General features: G+C 49.8%; 20 protein-coding genes and 1 pseudogene. 18 read left to right on the top strand and 3 right to left on the bottom strand.

What is annotated here, in order from left to right; all coding sequences use genetic code 11:
• Nucleotides 1–70 precede the first annotated feature (70 nt).
• Nucleotides 71–1,189: an aspartate-semialdehyde dehydrogenase gene (asd, locus tag IAE27_RS04950; RefSeq protein ID WP_108703829.1), complete on the bottom strand. Its 1,119-nt coding sequence runs from the start codon at nt 1,187–1,189 to the stop codon at nt 71–73.
• 366 nt (nt 1,190–1,555) lie between these two features.
• Here asd and IAE27_RS04955 point away from each other — a divergent pair, with 366 nt between their 5' ends.
• Nucleotides 1,556–1,774 (top strand): ParD-like family protein, encoded by a 219-nt coding sequence (locus IAE27_RS04955; RefSeq protein ID WP_004102160.1) that lies wholly within the window; start codon nt 1,556–1,558, stop codon nt 1,772–1,774.
• Nucleotides 1,755–2,534: a type I methionyl aminopeptidase gene (gene map / locus IAE27_RS04960; RefSeq protein ID WP_016808927.1), complete on the top strand. Its 780-nt coding sequence runs from the start codon at nt 1,755–1,757 to the stop codon at nt 2,532–2,534. The genes IAE27_RS04955 and map overlap by 20 nt, the downstream gene beginning before the upstream one ends.
• Nucleotides 2,535–2,593: 59 nt before the next feature.
• Here the strand turns inward: map and IAE27_RS04965 are convergent, their stop codons facing one another.
• A complete protein-coding gene (locus IAE27_RS04965; RefSeq protein ID WP_200092056.1) occupies nt 2,594–3,916 on the bottom strand; it encodes an NAD(P)/FAD-dependent oxidoreductase in 1,323 nt (440 codons plus the stop codon).
• Between the two features lie 923 nt (nt 3,917–4,839).
• Here IAE27_RS04965 and IAE27_RS04970 point away from each other — a divergent pair.
• The 12 genes and pseudogenes from IAE27_RS04970 to IAE27_RS05020 all read left to right on the top strand — a co-directional run.
• Nucleotides 4,840–5,364, top strand: a pseudogene (locus tag IAE27_RS04970) (fimbrial protein); the annotation flags it as partial.
• A complete protein-coding gene (locus IAE27_RS29875) occupies nt 5,356–5,538 on the top strand; it encodes a FimD/PapC C-terminal domain-containing protein (protein WP_320159730.1) in 183 nt (60 codons plus the stop codon). The pseudogene IAE27_RS04970 and the gene IAE27_RS29875, both read left to right, overlap by 9 nt.
• A 19-nt stretch (nt 5,539–5,557) precedes the next feature.
• Complete coding sequence (locus tag IAE27_RS04975) at nt 5,558–6,292, top strand: fimbria/pilus periplasmic chaperone (protein WP_016808933.1); 735 nt, start codon at nt 5,558–5,560, stop codon at nt 6,290–6,292.
• A 32-nt stretch (nt 6,293–6,324) separates the two neighbouring features.
• Nucleotides 6,325–6,918, top strand: coding sequence for a fimbrial protein (locus IAE27_RS04980; protein ID WP_070557631.1), 594 nt, complete (start codon nt 6,325–6,327; stop codon nt 6,916–6,918).
• Nucleotides 6,918–7,442, top strand: a complete 525-nt coding sequence (locus IAE27_RS04985) for a fimbrial protein (RefSeq protein ID WP_200092060.1) — start codon at nt 6,918–6,920, stop codon at nt 7,440–7,442. The genes IAE27_RS04980 and IAE27_RS04985 overlap by 1 nt, the downstream gene beginning before the upstream one ends.
• 12 nt (nt 7,443–7,454) lie before the next feature.
• Nucleotides 7,455–8,207 (top strand): fimbria/pilus periplasmic chaperone, encoded by a 753-nt coding sequence (locus IAE27_RS04990; protein ID WP_200092062.1) that lies wholly within the window; start codon nt 7,455–7,457, stop codon nt 8,205–8,207.
• Between the two features lie 13 nt (nt 8,208–8,220).
• Nucleotides 8,221–8,727, top strand: a complete 507-nt coding sequence (locus IAE27_RS04995; RefSeq protein WP_023320975.1) for a fimbrial protein — start codon at nt 8,221–8,223, stop codon at nt 8,725–8,727.
• 10 nt (nt 8,728–8,737) lie between these two features.
• Nucleotides 8,738–9,253, top strand: coding sequence for a fimbrial protein (locus tag IAE27_RS05000; protein WP_023329721.1), 516 nt, complete (start codon nt 8,738–8,740; stop codon nt 9,251–9,253).
• A 44-nt stretch (nt 9,254–9,297) separates the two neighbouring features.
• On the top strand, nt 9,298–10,257 hold the full coding sequence (locus tag IAE27_RS05005) for a hypothetical protein (RefSeq protein ID WP_200092064.1): 960 nt from the start codon (nt 9,298–9,300) through the stop codon (nt 10,255–10,257).
• Between the two features lie 133 nt (nt 10,258–10,390).
• Nucleotides 10,391–10,783, top strand: a complete 393-nt coding sequence (locus IAE27_RS05010; protein ID WP_154022993.1) for a hypothetical protein — start codon at nt 10,391–10,393, stop codon at nt 10,781–10,783.
• A complete protein-coding gene (locus IAE27_RS05015; protein ID WP_154022992.1) occupies nt 10,780–12,060 on the top strand; it encodes an FKBP-type peptidyl-prolyl cis-trans isomerase N-terminal domain-containing protein in 1,281 nt (426 codons plus the stop codon). Before IAE27_RS05010 ends, IAE27_RS05015 begins: the two co-directional genes overlap by 4 nt.
• A gap of 141 nt (nt 12,061–12,201) precedes the next feature.
• A complete protein-coding gene (locus IAE27_RS05020) occupies nt 12,202–13,176 on the top strand; it encodes a LuxR C-terminal-related transcriptional regulator (RefSeq protein ID WP_016808941.1) in 975 nt (324 codons plus the stop codon).
• Nucleotides 13,177–13,510: 334 nt separating this feature from the next.
• On the opposite strand, the gene IAE27_RS05025 is transcribed toward IAE27_RS05020, so the two are convergent.
• Complete coding sequence (locus tag IAE27_RS05025) at nt 13,511–14,311, bottom strand: nucleotidyltransferase domain-containing protein (protein ID WP_200092066.1); 801 nt, start codon at nt 14,309–14,311, stop codon at nt 13,511–13,513.
• A 332-nt stretch (nt 14,312–14,643) separates the two neighbouring features.
• Here IAE27_RS05025 and IAE27_RS05030 point away from each other — a divergent pair, with 332 nt between their 5' ends.
• The 4 genes from IAE27_RS05030 to IAE27_RS05045 are packed head-to-tail and all read left to right on the top strand — an operon-like array spanning nt 14,644 to nt 18,067.
• A complete protein-coding gene (locus tag IAE27_RS05030) occupies nt 14,644–15,315 on the top strand; it encodes a transcriptional regulator (protein WP_200092068.1) in 672 nt (223 codons plus the stop codon).
• A 15-nt stretch (nt 15,316–15,330) separates the two neighbouring features.
• Nucleotides 15,331–16,410 (top strand): alanine racemase, encoded by a 1,080-nt coding sequence (locus IAE27_RS05035; RefSeq protein ID WP_200092070.1) that lies wholly within the window; start codon nt 15,331–15,333, stop codon nt 16,408–16,410.
• Between the two features lie 18 nt (nt 16,411–16,428).
• Complete coding sequence (locus IAE27_RS05040; RefSeq protein WP_200092073.1) at nt 16,429–17,589, top strand: M20 family metallopeptidase; 1,161 nt, start codon at nt 16,429–16,431, stop codon at nt 17,587–17,589.
• A gap of 16 nt (nt 17,590–17,605) precedes the next feature.
• Entirely contained in the window at nt 17,606–18,067 is a 462-nt protein-coding gene (locus tag IAE27_RS05045) for a RidA family protein (protein WP_017145866.1), read from the top strand.
• The last annotated feature ends 68 nt before the right edge of the window (nt 18,068–18,135 follow it).

The following is an 18,135-nucleotide window of genomic DNA, read 5'->3' on the forward strand; positions in this document are numbered from 1 at the left end:
TGGTGGAACCGATATTTAAATATATTTCCCTGACCACCATTCTGGTATTAAAACGCCTGCCGCAGAAGAATTAAACGCGATTAAGCAAGATATTTAACATACGACGCAAAGGCTCCGCCGCTCCCCATAAAAGCTGATCCCCAACGGTGAGTACCGAATATACAGGTTCATTATTCAGGGCCATTTTTTTATAACGGCCTATGCCTACCTGCAGCGAGCCACTGATATAGGCTGGGGTCAATTTGCTGACGCTGTCGTTTTTATTATTGGGGACATAGTTAACCCAGGGATGGGCATTACCCACTAATTCAGCAAATTCAGCTTCGCTGACTTCACGCTTTAATTTTAAGGTAATCGCTGCGCTATGGCAGCGAATGACGCCAACCCGAATGCATAAACCGTTCACGGGAATAGTTCCGCGGGGCAGGCCCAGAATTTTGTTGGTTTCTGCTTCGCCTTTCCACTCTTCGCGGCTATTGCCGTCGCCTAAATCGGCATCAATCCAGGGAATGATGCTTCCCATTAGGGGAGCGCCGAAGTGTTGGACGGGCATGCCCGCGCTGTTAATCAGTTCGCTGACTTTATTGACTAAAGGAAGGACTGAGCCGGAGCTGGTCAATTCCTCTGCCGACAAATGATTACTCACCCAGGCGCTTTGCGCGATTAATTCTCTGACATGTTTAGCGCCAGCGCCGGATGCAGATTGATAGGTCATCACGCTCATCCATTCGATCAGGTCAGCCTTGAGCAAGCCGGCGAGCCCCATCAAGCTGAGGGTAATCGAACAATTACCGCCGACAAAAAGTTTTAGCCCTTGGTGGATTGCCCGATCGATATGGGTACGGTTAACCGGATCGAGAATGATACAGGCTTTTTCATCCATGCGAAGCGCCGATGCCGCATCGATCCAATAACCCTGCCAGCCATGCGTAATAAGTGCGGGATAAATGGCTTTAGTATAATCGCCGCCCTGGCAGGTGATAATAATATCCATATCGGCGAGTTCACTGACTGAATTCGCATCTTTAAGGATATAACTCTCGCCATCTATAGTTGGGCCAACGGTCCCCGCGCTGGAGGTACTAAAAAAATGTGCAGCGATATCACGGAAATCGTTTTCTTCAACCATGCGTTGAAGCAATACAGAACCTACCATGCCACGCCAACCAATAATGCCGACCTGTTTCATTTACTTAGCCTTCGCTCTGTTATAAAAAAGTTAAATCTTGCGTGGTTTTATATCGCACTCTTAAGTTCAGGTCATCACAAATAAATGGAATTGATATCGTAATAAGAATATTTAATCAGGGGTTAGAGAAAGTAATAAGAGAATTTTCGAAGACCAAATAAAAAACCTAATCTGCTTACACTTATTCCTCTGCCGTTCTTTCATGCAACACGGCTGGGTGTGGCTTTCGCCGCGCATCATGCTGCTCTTTTCAGTCAACACGATCGCTGTCGGCAACGGCAAAAGGGGCCGAGGCAGAAAAAACTGGACGCTTGCTTCCGCAGGCGTAATATACGAAACATATATAAATCGTTATGGTACGTATAGATGGGTATTGTAAAAATTTCAGATCTGCTGCACGACGATATTCGTGACGCCAGTAAGGCGATGTCGCGTTCGGTCAACGCCCAGGCGGAGTACTGGATCCGTCTGGGGATGATGAGCGAGCTCTATCCCGAACTTAACCATCAGCAAATCAAGCTGATGATGCTCAAGTCCGGCTCTGACCGGTTGCTGGAGGTGATCAATGCTATCAATTCCCATTAAAACCACGCAGGAGCTCGCCAGCCAGCGCCATGCCGGCAAACTGCTGGCCTCGGTCTTCGACATGTTGGATAGCTTTATTCAGCCCGGCGTCTCCACCATGGCCATCAACAATCGGGTGGAGGATTTTATCGTCAACGACCTGCATTCGCGCCCGGCCAGCAAAGGGCAGTACGATTTTCCCTATGTGCTCAATACTTCGATCAATGAAGTCGTTTGTCACGGCATGCCAAAGGAAAGCGAGCTGCTGAAATCCGGCACGATCGTGAACGTGGATATTACGCTGGAGAAAGAGGGGCTGATTGCCGATTCCAGCAAAATGTATCTGATTGGCGAGGTTTCACCGCTGGCCCGTCGGCTGGTGCAGAAAACCTATGAAGCTATGTGGAAGGGCATTAAGGTTGTCAGACCGGGGGCGACGCTGGGCGATATCGGCCATGCGATCCAGACTTATGTTGAAGGTAATGGCTACAGCGTGGTCAGGGAGTACTGCGGCCACGGCGTTGGCAGAGAGATGCATGAAGATCCGCAGGTGCTGCATTACGGCAAACCCGGCACCGGCGCCGTGCTCAAGGAGGGGATGGTGTTTACCATTGAACCGATGGTTAATCAGGGCGATAGCCGAATAAAAACCAGGAAAGACGGCTGGACGGTGGTCACTCGCGATAAAAAACTGTCTGCCCAGTGGGAGCATACCGTCGCCGTCACCGCCGAGGGGTTTGAGGTGCTGACCCTGCGAAAAGATGAAGTGATTCCGGATTAGCCTGAGTAACAGGTTTCACGCCTGCGCGGTGAAACCTGTCAGTCACCCGCCCGTAGTGACTATACGGGCATCTCTTTACGTCCCATATAACGCTCTTTCCATAACGCGCCCGCCACCCCAATATCCAGGAACGGGGAGGGCGGCATAAAGTTGGCCTGGCCGAGCGACTGCATCGCGGCGATCAGCGGGTTGTCCTGGCCCATCGCCAGATCGGCAAGCAGCGTCCCGGCTATGGTCTGTTTTGATACGCCGGCGCCGTTACAGCCCCCCGCAGTCCAGATCCGCGGCGCAAGACGCCCCCAGACCGGCGCGCCGTTGCGGGTGACGCTGATGGTCCCGGACCAGGTTCGCTCCAGAGGAACATCCTGCAGCTGCGGATAGGCCGTATGGAACAGCGCCAGATGCTGTCTTGCGGCGTTAGCGGTTTGTCCGGCGGTAATCACGCCGCGCAATGCCGGATCGACATGCTGGCGGACAAGAAAACGATAATCGTGGGTATAGCGTAGGGTGGCCCCGGCGATCGCATTGACCGGGGTTAATCCCCAGCTCTCCATCGCCGGCAGACGCTGGCGCTGATCGGGCGTAAGCGGGGCAGTAATGCTGGCGTAGGTCGCCATCGACGCCTGGCGGCTCACGGTTGGCGAAAGCTCGCGGGAGAGCGCATTGGTGGCGAGCATCGCCTGGTCGGCGCGGATGGTGCCCTGCAGCGTCGTCACCCTGGCGCCGCCGTTTTCCTGGTGAAGAGCCAGCGCCGGGGTCTGGTGAAACACGGTGACATTATCCGGCAGATGGCGCGCGAGGCCCGCGATCAGTTTTGCCGGATTCACCAGAATGCAGCCGGGAGTGTAAATCCCTTTGCTGTAAAGGCGAGTTCCCAGCTTTTGATACAGCTCTTCGCCGTTCAGCAGGCTGTAAGGTTCCTGCATCAGCTGCAGGTTATCCACGTACTCCTGCATAATGGCTTCGCTGGACGGATCTATCTGGCAGTGGTATTTCCCGACGTTTTCCCATTCGCAATCGATCTGGTGCTTGGTCACCGTGTCATCGAGCAGGCGGATCCCCTCCTGCAGCAGAGCGCGATAGTCCTGCGCCTTTTTCAACTCGGCGGTAGAGCTGCCGATATTATGCGGCAGGCCGATAATAAAGCCGGAATTCCGCGCCGAGGAGCTGGTCGCGGCGCATTCTGCGTCAATGAGCACGATGCTCAACTGCGGGTTGATGCTGGCCAGCCTGCGGGCAAAGCTTACCCCGGCATAGCCGGAACCGATAACCACCCAGTCAGCTTTAATGTCGCCGCTCAGCGAGGGCTGGCGATAAAGATCTTCTTCCTTAAGCGGCCATCCCACCTGATTTTGATTGAAAGGTACTGATGCAAATCTCACGGTAAATCTCCCTGTGGAAAAAACACCTGCAGGGCAGGTGTGAATAATGGATTTGCCGCTCTCCGTGTTTTTGCTCTGGAGGGTGAGTCAGCAAGAAAGGCGTTGTAACCAGATCAGCTTCCATCGCATCAGCAATCCTGAATGATACTTTTCTGGACAACAATTCAGCAGAATAACAACTAACAGGCCAAATAACACTACATAATATACGGGTTTAACTTCCTCGTTTGTTAGTGACTAAACCCGGATCGCTGAGCGGTTTCACTCAGCGGCCGGTCACAGGATAACAATTTATACCTTGTCGCCCCGACTCGAGTATCTGCAGAAATTCTTGTTGTGGATCATCATCACCTTAACCACATATCTATATTGTAACCTCGTCCGCAAGGTGGATTTTTGACCAGATGGTAAAAATATCGCCCCTCTTGCTTTTCTCTTTATACCTCGACCATCCATTTCATAGGATTATTCGTTTTTTAAACCTGCCTCTTTCCAGGACACATTAGGAATTTTCTTATGGATGAATCTGAATGTGTTTAAGAGGTTGTGTTTTCATGTAACGTAATGATAAGTAACTGTTTTTATTTTTTTATAACTATCTGTGCGATCTTTTTAAAATATACAAATAGTTTATTTTAAATTATTAGTAATATTTTCACACACCTTGTCGTATTAAATTACGCAAGCAGGATTTTATCCTGTTGAATGTTTTTCTGTAAAATTATTAGCTCGTAATGATCGTTTCAGCAGGTGCATATGTTTAATCTTAAGATATTTCGCGATAGGATGATTTTGCTGTCAGGAATATACGTAACTCAAGAGGATATATATCGAGGCCTTGGTTTCTCTATATACGAGTTATTACCTTCGAGAGTTATTTTCAGGATGGTTATCCAGTAACTTTTAATATAACGGAATGTATTATGAAAATTAGCAAAATTGCATCTGCTGTTGTTCTCACTATGGGTGTCGCCTCTTTCGCAGCTCAGGCCGATCAGGGAAGCGGCAAGGTCACCTTCTGGGGTTCGATTATTGATGCTCCATGCTCTATTAAAAATGGCTACGGCGATCAGCGTATCGAACTGGGTCAGATTTCCAATACGCATTTGGATAACGGCGGCATCTCTACTCCTCGTCCGTTCGACATTGAACTGGAAAACTGCTCCTTCGAGAAGGATTCAAACGGTGACCCGATGTATAACACCGTCACTGTCACCTTCAATGGCGGTAACGTTCCTAATGACATGACCATGCTGGCTATCACCGGTCAGGCTGCTGGCGCAGGCGTTCGAATTCAGGATTACTCAGGCACGATGGTGACTTTAGATAAGCCGACTGCCGGACGCATTCTTGGCATTGGCGACAACACCCTGAGCTTTAGCGCTTACCTGGAAAAAATTGCGTCAGTGACTAATGTCACTCCGGGTGATTTTGAAGCCGTGACTAACGAGCGAGAGCTGGGAATGGTCAGCGATGGCGGATTAGCCTGGCTGACCGGCGTTAACCCGGATGAACATTTAACCGTGCACTGGGGCGGTTCTGCCCGGTGTGAAGTCGTACTGCCTCGAGTCATCCCTGCACAGCAGCTATTACTGCCATGCAAACCGATATCTCGCGGCTGAGAAAGTGAATGGTGATGGAATGAAAGTAAACAAAACGGTGATGGCTATTCTGCTGGGAACGCTGACGTCTGGACTGCTCAATGGTGCAGAAGCGGCGATTGCCCTGGACAGAACGCGGGCGATTTTTCCCGGTTCGGAGAAGAGTATTTCCCTGAACATTACTAACGACAGCGCATCAATGCCGTACCTGGCCCAGGGATGGATCGAGGATGAGCAGGGGAAAAAAATAAGCGGTCCGTTGGTCGTGGTACCCCCGCTACAGCGGCTTGAGGCAAAGAGTAAAAGCGTTATGCGCATCAATGCAATGCCGGATGCGTCGTTATTGCCTCAGGATAAAGAGAGCCTTTTTTATTTTAACGTGCGCGAAGTTCCGCCGAAAAGCGATCGGCCTAACGTGATGCAGCTAGCGCTGCACACCAAAATAAAGTTGTTCTATCGGCCAAAAGCCATCCTGCCGGAGAAGTATAGCCGTTGGGATAACCAGCTGGTGCTGCAGAAGGTAAACGGCGGATATCGCGTGGAGAATCCGACGCCTTATTACATGACGGTGATTGGCATTACGCCAGCGCCGAACATGGCCGTAGCGAAGGGGTTCCAGTCGGTAATGGTCGCGCCAAAATCAACGGCAATGGTGAATAGCTCGCACTTTACGGCACCTCACGTCACCACGATTAACGACTTTGGCGGTAAACCCACTTTGCCGTTTAGCTGCAACGGTAACGTCTGCCGGGCGGCAGCCAGACCCGCATCTTGATGGACGCTGGTATTGGACACAGGAGATGCCTGATGAAACATGGATTCGGTCGTACCACCTTGATTCTGTGGCTGTTAACAGCCGGAGTCGTTTCTGTGGCTAGTGCCGCAAATTGGGACACCGACGGCCTCAACGGCGGTATTCGCGCCACGGGCACGCTGGTTGCGTCTCCGTGTGTATTGTTGCCTGAATCGGCGGAGCAAGAGATCGATTTGGGCAGTACCGTTGCCTGGGGACTGGATCGTCCCGGTTCGGTCACCATGCCAGTCGCCATATATATCAAATTAGATCGTTGCCCCGGAGAGTATCAGTTTATGCGTGACCGTCAGTTAATGCGGGGTTCGCTACTGCTAAACGGGCAGTCCGCCGTAAGAATGACGATTTATGGAGAAGTCGAACCTACGGATAGCCGGTTCTTCCGGGTGCAAGGCGGCGTGAAAGGGGTAGCGCTGCGATTGAGCGACCAGCGGGGCGAGCTTCTGCGCCCTGGTATGTCTGGTCGGCCGCAGATTCTGGCTCCCGGGCGCAACGATCTGGTTTTTCAGGCGCAGCTGTGGCGTCTCCCTGCGTCGCTGATGGCCAACGAATGGCGCAGCGTAGTGAATGTCGGCCTGGAGTACGAATAATGAAAAGTCACATAGCGCGAGCGCTAAGTCTGGTGGGCTTTCCCATGCTGCTGCTGGTCAGTATTCCGGCCACGCATGCTGATACGGACGTCTTCTTCACCGGTAACCTGGTGGCCGATCCGTGTGAACTGCACGTTGATTCAGAAGATCAGATTGTGGATTTCCGCAACATACCGTCAAAGACGTTTATTAAATATCACCTGAGTGAACGCGAGCGTTTCTCCATCATGCTCATCAACTGTGACCTGTCGCTGGGAAGCACAGTAGAGGTCACTTTCATGGGCGCGGAGGATGTCGATCAGCCCGGACTTTTCGCGGTTACCGGCACAGCCGCTGGGATCGCCATCGCCATTGAAGATGCGGATGGTACCCCGGTGCTACCTAACACCAAAATGCGGCCGACCGCTTTGACTGCGGGTGACACCACTTTAAATTTTCAGGCTTTTGTCTCCGCGCCGGTTCATAGCCGGGTGCGTGAAGGCGATTTTGAATGCGTGACAACATTTTTGCTGGAGTACGACTAGAGGTAACTCGTTATGAAGAAAACACTCGTTTTTGCCACGGTTGCAGTGTTATCGGCGAGTTGTTTGTTACCCGCAGAGGCGGCGTTAACGGTTAGCCGTTCACGAGTGATCGTTAATGAAGGTGACAAAAGCGTCAGCATGAGCGTGACGAATCGTAATACTCAGGAACCCTATCTGGCGCAGACCTGGATAGAGGATGAAGCAGAAACTAAAGTGACGAGCCCATTAATGGTTCTGCCGCCGGTGCAGCGTATCGAAGCCGGAGCCAAAAGCGCGGTGCGCGTTCAGGTGCTACCGGATGTCAGCAAGCTGCCGAAAGACAGGGAGAGCGTGTTCTGGTTCAACTTACGCGAAATTCCACCGCGCAGCGATAAGCCAAATGTCTTAACGCTGGCGCTGCAGACCCGGCTGAAAATTTTCTGGCGTCCGGCTTCTATAAAGGTCGATGCGAAATCCGAATCCTTTCCCGGCATTCAGAACGTGACGCTGGCCAAAAATGGCAACAACTATACGCTGAATAACCCGACGCCGTACCACCTGACGTTTGTCGAAGGCCGCAGCGCCGTGAAGGGGAAGGGCAAGGAAGGCTTTGAACCGGTAATGGTGGCGCCAAAGGCCCAGGCGACGCTGAACGTAGGCGCATCTGACCTGGGCGCAACGCCAGTTCTGGTTTTTGTTAATGATTACGGTAGCTTACGTTTGCTGCCATTCCAGTGTACCGGTTTCGTCTGTAAGGCGCTGCCGGTTATCACGCCTGAAAGCTGACCGGAGGCCAAACGTGAAAATTGGGAAATTAGGGCGCCTTGCGGCTTTATGCTGCCTGATTGCCTCATCACCATATAGCCTGGCATCTGACGGTGGGACAACTACGTTGACTATCACCGGCAACATTGTCGAGCCAGATTGTGTGATTAATAACAATCAGCAGATTGTGGTGGATTTCGGTGAAGTGCTGACGACGCGTATCGACGGATCGAACTATGAAACGCCGATTGTCTATACGTTGAGCTGCGCAAATTTAATTCGTAACACGCTAAAAATCAATATCAAAGGCACCGGAGCGTCATTTGACAGCCAGCTGTATATGACCGATGTGACCGGCCTCGGTATACAGGTCTATGGCGCTGGTAAAGCCGTTATCGTCCCCAATTCTGGGACGCTGAATTTTACCTATGCTGCCAATAGCCCACCGGCGCTCTATGCGGTACCGGTGAAGCAGACCAGCGCGACGCTGCCAAACGGGGCGTTTAATGGTTCGGCGACCATGGTGTTTAGTTATCAATGAGGATTATCTAATGCGTCAGCTAATGACAGCCGCACTTTTACTGGAAATCCTGTTGGTTGGCGTCAGCCCGGCGATGGCGGCCAACGAGGCAGACATCATTTTTAAAGGAACGCTGGTTAATCCGCCGCCGTGCTCGATCGACAACGATAAAACCATTCATGTACCTTTTGGCGATCGTCTGTCGATCAAGAAGGTCAGTGATGGCGTTTATCGTAAGGATGTACCGTACAACCTGGTCTGTGACAGCACCGCCGGGAAAGATTGGAAACTGATGCTTAGCGTACGGGGAACTCTGGCGACATTTGATACGACCGATCGCGCGACGGTTGCGACATCGATGGGCAATATTGGCAATCTTGGCGTGAAGATCCTACGTGACGGCCAACCTTTTCAGTTTGATTTGCCGATAGAAATCAGCCTTTCGGCGATACCAAAAATCGAAGCATTGTTGGTGCAAAGGCCGAATATTGAGTTGGCTGAAGGGCCGTTCGAGGCGACGGTGACCTTGAAGGCGGAATATTTGTAACGGAGTCCCGTGGTCGGAATACTATTTAACGCGGTAGGGTGCTTATGGAAAAGAGAAAGTTAAAAAGATTAATACTGGCGGCGGGGATCATCCTCGGCAATGCTCTGCTATGGTCTGAATCTGCTTCGGCGGCGGATTGTAATGCCTTTGGCAATCAGGGGGGAGGATGCCCGACGGTACAATCGCTCCAGGCAAACGGTGGTTCGGTATCGGTTAACTGGGCTAGTGATTTAAGTGCGCAGACTTACGCTTCAATAGAGAGCACCCGGGCTGCTACCTGGGGGCTATATATGATTTATGGCTGGTCGACATCGATGAACGGTCACTGGTTCGGCGGGGGAACCATGACTCCTATTTTAACTGTCAGCAATACCGATCCTGTGCGTACAGTTTCTGGTGGAACTACAACGGATTACTGTACTGATAATCCGTTTTATTGTACGCATCAGACAATGGCCGCTCGATTCTTTCAGAAATATGGTTTCTCCGGTACCGCAAGCGTGGCGTTGCCCTCTTCGTACCCTGCTCACGCACCGCCATGCCTGATTTTTGGGGCAATAAACCCGAGCACCGGTGATTTCTATACTGTTTTTGCTCCTGGATTAGCGGAACCTTGCCAGCCAGGATTCCCGGGGACTGTGGACCCACAGCCCGATCCGGAATGGTGTGGCATGAGCACCAGCGCGTTGACTTTTGCTTTTGGTGATATGGCGCCAGCCTCAGTCTCGGGGCAGTCGATGACGAAAAGCGCGGTGATGGCCTGTAGCGATGCCGGTGTGACTTATAATTTATATCTGAGTAATGTCTCTACCGCCGGAAGAAATAGTCTTGATTTAGGTCGAGGCATCACCGCTACGGTAAGTGCTAATAATCAGGCACTACAAACCAATAGGGTATCAACGGGTACAACAAATACGTTAAATATTACGGTGACTCTCAGTGGAACGCCTACCAGTACGGGATCAATTAGTGGTGCCGGGATATTGGCTGTAAATTATTTATAAGATATAACAATGCCCGCTAATTTATTTCTGGGTCAATAGAATAGTATATTCATCATCGTCGCATTTAGTAGAAGGTTTTTACTGCTCTGATAATGAGTGCGGCGGCGGGGATAATTCTGGAGTTAATAATATAATGATTAAATCAGGTTTCATTGCAGTTATCATTGCCGGTTTTTTTATAACCGGCTGTGTCCCTAAAAAAACACCGTCGCTGGTCACCTCGTCAGGAGAGGCAGTTTCGCCGCCGACAAATTCAGAGGGTGAGGTTGATATGGTGCAGTGCGAAAAAGAGCTAAGTGCGTTGGGTTCGGTTAATCAACTCAGGTATTCCGAATTAAAGGATCGCTTTGAGCGAGTTATGCATGGCGCGTCAGGATATACCACCGTTCGCAACGCTGTAAATCCAGAAACGCGTAATGCCATTGATGCTTTGTATAAGTTCCAGGCGGTAAAACTATGTTCAGAGATCCGTGGGGAAATGCTTAATAGTCTGGCAGACAAACCAACAGGAGATAAGGTCGAATGAGTCATCGGGCAGGGAAAGCGACAGTCTTCATTCTTGGTATCGCGATGGTTCCTTGCGCTCAGCCTGATGTTTTGAATTATGCCCGGGACTGGACACAGCGTGAGGGAGAAAATAAATCCCTCGCGCAACCGCAGACACAGGGAGAGAAACGTCCTGTATCGCATCCAAAGCCAGAAATGCAGCGGGTTAGGCCTGTTAAAGATAAGCCTAATCCCAGATTATCCGCTCCGGTTAAAGCCAAAACGGTTCCGGCTAACAACAGGGCGGTTGAAGAGAAAGTTAAAAATACGCCTGTAGTTCAGCCGAAAGACCGTAAAAAAGACGTAATCGGGGCGAGGGAAATAGAAACAGAGAGTTTGGTTAAATTCCCCGATGAACGTACTTCAGGCAGGTGGTTGAAATCGTTGATACAACATATTTCCTTCACGCCATCAGAGAAGGAAATAAAGGAATTATACCTGGCGCAGAAGGATAAAGTTAAACGCATTAGCGAAAAGCTAGCGCGCAATGAAAGTGAGATTGCTGGATTGAGGAGCGCTGAGAAAGAGCGCCTTTCTCTGATTAAGCGAGTTGCTCAACTGGAAGAAAGAAACGCACAGTGGCAGGTGTTAACTCAGAAAATGCAAAAAAACCTGAAGGATGCTAAATATCCTCCGCTGCCTACAAGTGAACCTGAATTGGAGGATTTTGCGGCCGGCATGGCAATGGGTATTGACATTATTACGCTGCTTGAACAACGAAGTGAGCAAGGCGTAACGGTTGACCGGACCGTATTTCTGGCTGGAATAACGGAAACATTACGCGGTGAGCGCCGCCTGTCTCAGGCGGCCTTCGAGCAACACCTAAACAGGGCTAATCAGCGTGTTGCTAACGCTATTCAAAAAAACCTTAAGGATAAGGAGGCGCGCGATAGCGAGTGGTTGCAGAACTTTATTAAGCAGGATGGTACGCTGGTAGCCGATAAGGAAGCCTGGTTCAGGGTTCTCCATAGCGGTGAAGCGTTATTACCGGATAATGAGTCGGAAGATGAATTAACTATTTCATTTACACGTCGCTTCACTGACGGAACATTGATTGCGGACTCCGATATTTCAGGTCTGATACTACAAGAAAAATTAACCAATCTGCCGACTTGGTTGCAGGTCGTTGTTGAAAACACGCGCTTGAATGGCGAAGCTGAATTAGCAGTCAAAGTCAATGAATATGGTGATCCAAGTGAATATGGTTCCTATGTAGAGCACTGGTATATTCGCGTACAAAAACAACAGCCAATGTAAGTTTGGAAATTAATAATTTACGCTTCTTTTAATATATTACCAACCTACTGTAGAGTGTTTTTTCTCATTCAACTGTATAATTATATAAGGTTGGGTATGTGTTAATGGAATGTTTTAAATGAATGTCAAAGGAGGTTCGAAATGGTATCTTTTGTCGAAAAAACATATTTACCTGTGCATATTGCAACTACGGATAATTATTTTTCTATGGGGATTATATTCCTTTTGAAAGAACTTTTTGAAGAGGAGTACCACGGCAAAATCATCATTTCAAAGGTTAACGAACCTATGGCGGCCGATCTGATAGTACAAATACATTCACCGGGAGAGAAAGTATTCGACTGGGTGGGATGTGACGATTTTCGTATGAAAAATGAGTATAAATTTATGATGTTGAGTAAAAAATGGTTGAGCGTATACCCTCACAGTGAGCACTATGATCGTAATATTGTTTGTCCGGTCGTCAGCGCCGTTATCACTATGAGAAACTCAGTTGCCACTATCCGTAGGAAGTTATTTAATTTATTTTTCGCCGATTTAATGTGCGGCCCTCCGGATTTACGTAAACCAAATTGCGCCAATTGCCCAGGGCCCTACCAGCTGGCATGGCGAGAAAAATTGATGCTGGGTTATTTAAGTCAGGGGTTAGGGCATTACGCCATATCACAAAAAATGGGTTGTACAATTAAAGCACTCAGCAGCTATCGTCGTTCAATTATGCGTAAGCTTAATATAAATAAATATAGTGACTTCGCACTGTGGCTGGGGTCCAGATCCGTCTCTGAAAAGTATTCTGATATTGTTAATCAATACGAACAGAAACTTAATGAGGAAGGGGTTATATGGCAAACCAAAAAAATTGCTAACCCAGTCGAAGGTAACGACGATAAACACCGCGTATTGCAAAGCATGAAACGTCTGATGATGCGCCGTTTGCATATAAGCGAGTCTGAGGGCGATGTCTGGCTAACGACGCGTGAGATTGCAAACGAAATGGATATTAGCATTTATAGTATGCGCTATTTATTATGCCAAATGGAGATGGCGGGGGCCGTAGTAAGCATCAAAACCGGGAAGGGGCGAAGTCATACTCTACGCTGGAAACTAGCAAGTTAGCCATAACGCGTAAACGCATGAAATTTCAATTTGTGGAATTTTTGTACAATTACTTTGGATGGATTTCTTCTCTGTAAGCAATTGCTACGGCAGTGCTCTTCCCATCCCTGACCCATAAAGCGAGTAAAGCATTAATCAGCAAAATTGCCTCTAAGAGCCTGTCACTAAGGCTCTTAGCAAATCAGGAGGCTATTTAATGATGAGTCCTCTCAAACCGGCACACCGGAGTTTCTCTCCTGCACCTGCTCAACCCGCCAGGGATGTAAGCGGGGAAGCCGGCAAAATTGTGCAGGATACCTTTACTCCGGCCGTGTAAGCGACCGGAAGGATAAATTTAACCCTGGTCAGAAACCTTTCTCAGCATGGCAAGGACCGCCCAACGTGTCGCGTCGTCTGCGATATTTTCAGGCAGAGCATCAGCTCGCAGATTGATATAAGCTTCAACAGCCATTCTGATGGCAACGCTGACGGAGTCACGATCGTGCGTTGCCAGCGTGGAGGTCAGCAGGCCGTCAGGATCAATGCTGTGGAATTCAATGCGGCGAACCCCACGTTGCGGTAGATTTGCCCGACGATACAGCATAGGTCCCAGAACCTGCTCTCGAAAGAATGCCAGCATACCTATCGCTTCGAACAGTTCGCCTCTTCCCAGCTTAACCACTGCATAGTGAAGCCAGATCCAGGCTCGCGACTCAAACCACTCCGGCGTCATGTTGGGCCAGTGAGCACTGGATTTTACCCGTTGTCGCTCCAGAGCCGTGTTATCACGAGTAAATAATACTGCTGGCTCCTCAACGCGTTGAGTGAGCATTTCCAGGGTGACAAATTTTAGATCGACATGGAGGAGTTCAGGTCCATACAGGCATATAAGCAGGCGGGGTTCTCCGACATGTTCCCCGGTGAAAGCATGTAACAGATGGCCTAATGTTCCGGCGAGCTCCCTACGCTGCGCCATGACTTCGTCATAATAGCCAGGGTCTACGACAACGATAAAATCGAGATCGGAGTATTGATCAAATCCGCCATGAATAATCGAGCCGCCAGCGAGAAGGGAGTGAATCCGCGAGTCAGACTGAAACTTAAGCTTGAGTTGCTCTGCAAAACTTCTGTGTAAATCGGGTAACGTACTTAGCATACTTTTTCCTGTTCACAAAAAATACAAAGCATTTCAGAATAGCGAGTTGTTTATATTCAGGCCAGATTTTTTTGCACGAACAGGCATGCCCTTTACTGCCGGTTATCCTGACGTACGAAAAATAGCACAGGAGCCGCAGGGCTCCTGACCCGCACGATCCGTTACCCTCCTGACCACCAGACAAAAAGTATGATTCAGACCTCTCTCCAAACAAAAAGTCAGAAATAAGTGTGTTGTCGATCACTTTTTGTTCAGATTCATATTGCTGAATTTCTGCTGATGCAGGTATACATAACAAAAAGTTTGGTTATCTAACATAAATTCAGGTCGACATGGAAAACATACAGCAGAATTTAGACGTCTTTATTCCGATGATGGAAGGGATAGCAAATCAGTTCGGTGACAACTGTGAAGTGGTCCTGCACGACCACTCCCAGGGGCTGGAAAGCAGTATTATCGCGATTATTAATGGCCATGTCACCGGCCGGAAAGTGGGCGATCCCAGCAGCAACCTGGGGCTGGAAGTGCTGCGGGGAACGGATGTCAACGGCGACAGGCATAACTACGTTACGCGCACCCGTGAGGGTAAAACGCTACGCTCCACCTCCATTTATATACGTAACAGCAATAAACAGGTTATAGGCGCACTTTGTATCAACCTCGACATTAGCGATATTGTACAGGCGGAAAAAACGCTCAGTAAACTGGCCGGTCATTCGGATAGTAGCGCCGCTAAAAAAGAGGACGTTAATGAGGTATTTGTTAAAGACGTCAATGAACTACTTGATTACCTGATTGCCGAGTGTATGGGAATTATTGATGTCCCTGTCGCCAATATGTCTAAGCAGGATAAACTCAACGCGATTAAATTTTTCGATGACAAGGGCGTTTTCCTTATTAAAAAGTCCGGAGAAAAAATCTGCGAATTTCTGAACATTTCGAAATATACCCTCTATGCCTACCTGGGAGAGGTCAGAGGGGAAAACCCAACAAGTGACGGCTAGCCGTCAGGAGGAAAAATGTTAACCACACCTTATGTTGCGCTGGATATGGATATTATGCAGAGGAATATTATCGCCATGACCTCCGGACTGGCTCGCCATAATATTCAACACTGGCCGCATATTAAAACCCATAAATCTGTACGCCTGGCTCAGCTCGAGCAGGCGCTGGGGGCGAGTGGAATTACCTGCGCTAAGCTATCTGAAGCGGAAGTGATGGCTGCGGGCGGAATTACCTCAATTCTGCTGGCCTATCCGCTGATTGGTGATGACAAATGTGAGCGCTATGCTGAACTGGCGCGCAAGATTACCATGCGAACCATTGTCGACAGCCTGGCTGGCGCACAGGGGCTCTCACGCGCTGCGCTGAGGCATGGCCTGACGTTTGACATCGATATTGCCATTGATTTCGGTGCCCACCGCGAAGGAGTACAGCCGGATCAATTGCTGACGTTCGCCCGTGAGGTGGCGGCGCTTCCGGGGTTAAGGGTTCGCGGGGTATTTACCTATGCCGGGACTATTCATCAATACCACAATGAGCAGGATATCCGCCGCGCGGCGCGCGAAGAAGCCGCTCTGCTGATGACCAGTCGGGATCTTCTTAATGCGCATGGTTTTCATATTGACGTTTTATCCGGCGGCTCAACGCTCTCTTCTTTTTATGCCGATGAGCTCAGCGGAATAACCGAATCCCGCGCCGGAAATTTTATTTTTGGCGATATGAACGCGATTAACGGCGGGATTTACACCGCCGCCGACTGCGCGTTGACCATCTGTGCGACGGTTGTCAGTATCCCGCTGCCGGGCTACGCCACGCTGGATGCCGGTACAAAATCGCTGACCTCCGATCTTTCCGCGTCGCCCGGTTCTTACGGATTGATTCAGGAACATCCGGACGTCGCGCTGGTTAAGCTTAATGAAGAACATGGCTATCTGCGCTATGACCCGGAAAAAGTATCGCTCGCTATTGGCGATCGGCTGCATATTATTCCCAACCACTGCTGTGTGGTCGCAAATCTTGTCGATGAAATATATGCCTTCCGTAACGGAATATTGAGCGAAACGATAACTATCGACGCCCGCGGCAAAAGTTATTAATTAACTGAGAATATTATTATGACCGATATTGAATTAACTGCCGATGAACGGCAGGAGTTGACTACGCTCCTGTGCAGCCTGATACAGCACCCGTCGGAAAACCCGCCGGGCAATGAAAAAGCGGTCGCGCTGTTCATTGCTGATGTATTACGCGGCGAAGGCATTGACGTTGAAGTACAGGAGGCGGTAGCTGAGCGGCCGAACGTGATTGCCCGACTCAAAGGGCAGCGGCCAGGTAAGCGGCTGATCCTCAACGGACACTCTGACGTGGTGCCATGCGGCGCAGGGTGGTCGGTGGATCCCTTTGCCGCCGTCATTGATGGAGACCGTATTATTGGCCGCGGGGCGGCAGATATGAAATCCGGCGTTGCGGCAATGATGTACGCGGCGATCCTGATTCAGCGACGTCAGTACGCGTTCAACGGTGAAATCGTTTTACTGTTCAACGTTGATGAAGAGCGCGTCAACCTGGGGATGGAACATTTTGTGGCGCAGGGCGTCGAGGCAGATTACGCCGTTATCGGCGAGCCGACCTCGCTGGAGGTCTGCGTGGCGCATAAAGGGGTGAGCCGAACCCGCTTGACCACGCACGGCACCGCCGGTCATGCGGCAAAGACGCGTAATCCGGACAGTGCCATCGACAAAATGGCGCGGCTCCTGCCGGGGGTGCTGGCAGAGTGTCAGCAGGTGAAGCAAAAGCATCACGATTTACTGGGCAACGCCTCTATGCTGGTGACCACCATTACCGGCGGCAGCGCGCCGAATATTGTCCCGCAATCTTGCGTTATTGAAATCGACCGCAGGGTGCTGCCGGAAGAAAGACGTAATGAAATTAACGAAAGCCTGCAAAGATCGCTTAGCGACTCAGGACTAAAACCGCAGCACGACTACGACCTCGAAAACTATCTGTATATTCCGGCCTCGTCTATTGCAGAGACGCATCCGCTGGTGGAAGCCGCTTTTCAGACGGTAGAAACGCTCACCGGCGCGGCCAAAAAAACGATTTTCGATGCCACCTGTGAAGCGCCGTTCTTCTCCGTAGGCTGCCAGATCCCGACCATCATTCTCGGCCCCGGTGATTTAGCTCAGGCGCACGTCAAAGATGAATATGTCAAAATCGAAGAGCTGCATCAGGCCGCGCAAATATATACCGCACTGGCATTATCTTTACTCAAATAAATATCAGAGAATTACCATGAATATTGAACAGCGATTAACCGAATTGGGTATAGTGCTCAGCGCGCCTGTACCGCCTAAATTTTCTTATGTGCCCATTAAACAGACGGGAAATTTATTGTACTCGTCAGGTAATGACTGTCGGGTCAACGGGGAATTACTTTATCAAGGAACCCTCGGCAGGGAACTCACGATAGAGCAGGGGCAGGCTGCCGCGCGCCAGTGCATCATCAATATTCTCTCGTCCCTGAAAAGCTATCTGGGCGATCTCAATCGCGTGGCTGGCTGCGTTAAAATGCTCGGTTTCGTGCAGAGTGCAGACGTTTTCAAAGACCAGCCGTTGGTGATGAATAGCGCTTCGGATTTACTGATCGCAATATTTGGTGAAGCGGGTAAACATGCGCGTTCAGCAATTGGTACCAACACGCTGCCTTTTAATACGCCCGTTGAAATTGAGCTTATTTTTGAAATTAAAGATTAAACTTATTTAGTATTTAACATTTATCTTTCCTCCGGGAATATATCCGGGTCCCTGTGACGGCATTATTC

It is taken from the genome of Klebsiella sp. S69 (assembly GCF_016516145.1).
Lineage (GTDB): Bacteria > Pseudomonadota > Gammaproteobacteria > Enterobacterales > Enterobacteriaceae > Klebsiella > Klebsiella oxytoca.

What these genes read in the sequence shown, in the direction of transcription:
- asd (WP_108703829.1), bottom strand. Translation starts at nt 1,189, where the DNA reads ATGAAACAGGTCGGCATTATTGGTTGGCGTGGCATGGTAGGTTCTGTA.
- IAE27_RS04955 (WP_004102160.1), top strand. Translation starts at nt 1,556, where the DNA reads ATGGGTATTGTAAAAATTTCAGATCTGCTGCACGACGATATTCGTGAC.
- map (WP_016808927.1), top strand. Translation starts at nt 1,755, where the DNA reads ATGCTATCAATTCCCATTAAAACCACGCAGGAGCTCGCCAGCCAGCGC.
- IAE27_RS04975 (WP_016808933.1), top strand. Translation starts at nt 5,558, where the DNA reads ATGAAAGTAAACAAAACGGTGATGGCTATTCTGCTGGGAACGCTGACG.
- IAE27_RS04980 (WP_070557631.1), top strand. Translation starts at nt 6,325, where the DNA reads ATGAAACATGGATTCGGTCGTACCACCTTGATTCTGTGGCTGTTAACA.
- IAE27_RS04985 (WP_200092060.1), top strand. Translation starts at nt 6,918, where the DNA reads ATGAAAAGTCACATAGCGCGAGCGCTAAGTCTGGTGGGCTTTCCCATG.
- IAE27_RS04990 (WP_200092062.1), top strand. Translation starts at nt 7,455, where the DNA reads ATGAAGAAAACACTCGTTTTTGCCACGGTTGCAGTGTTATCGGCGAGT.
- IAE27_RS05000 (WP_023329721.1), top strand. Translation starts at nt 8,738, where the DNA reads ATGCGTCAGCTAATGACAGCCGCACTTTTACTGGAAATCCTGTTGGTT.
- IAE27_RS05005 (WP_200092064.1), top strand. Translation starts at nt 9,298, where the DNA reads ATGGAAAAGAGAAAGTTAAAAAGATTAATACTGGCGGCGGGGATCATC.
- IAE27_RS05010 (WP_154022993.1), top strand. Translation starts at nt 10,391, where the DNA reads ATGATTAAATCAGGTTTCATTGCAGTTATCATTGCCGGTTTTTTTATA.
- IAE27_RS05015 (WP_154022992.1), top strand. Translation starts at nt 10,780, where the DNA reads ATGAGTCATCGGGCAGGGAAAGCGACAGTCTTCATTCTTGGTATCGCG.
- IAE27_RS05020 (WP_016808941.1), top strand. Translation starts at nt 12,202, where the DNA reads ATGGTATCTTTTGTCGAAAAAACATATTTACCTGTGCATATTGCAACT.
- IAE27_RS05025 (WP_200092066.1), bottom strand. Translation starts at nt 14,311, where the DNA reads ATGCTAAGTACGTTACCCGATTTACACAGAAGTTTTGCAGAGCAACTC.
- IAE27_RS05030 (WP_200092068.1), top strand. Translation starts at nt 14,644, where the DNA reads ATGGAAAACATACAGCAGAATTTAGACGTCTTTATTCCGATGATGGAA.
- IAE27_RS05035 (WP_200092070.1), top strand. Translation starts at nt 15,331, where the DNA reads ATGTTAACCACACCTTATGTTGCGCTGGATATGGATATTATGCAGAGG.
- IAE27_RS05040 (WP_200092073.1), top strand. Translation starts at nt 16,429, where the DNA reads ATGACCGATATTGAATTAACTGCCGATGAACGGCAGGAGTTGACTACG.
- IAE27_RS05045 (WP_017145866.1), top strand. Translation starts at nt 17,606, where the DNA reads ATGAATATTGAACAGCGATTAACCGAATTGGGTATAGTGCTCAGCGCG.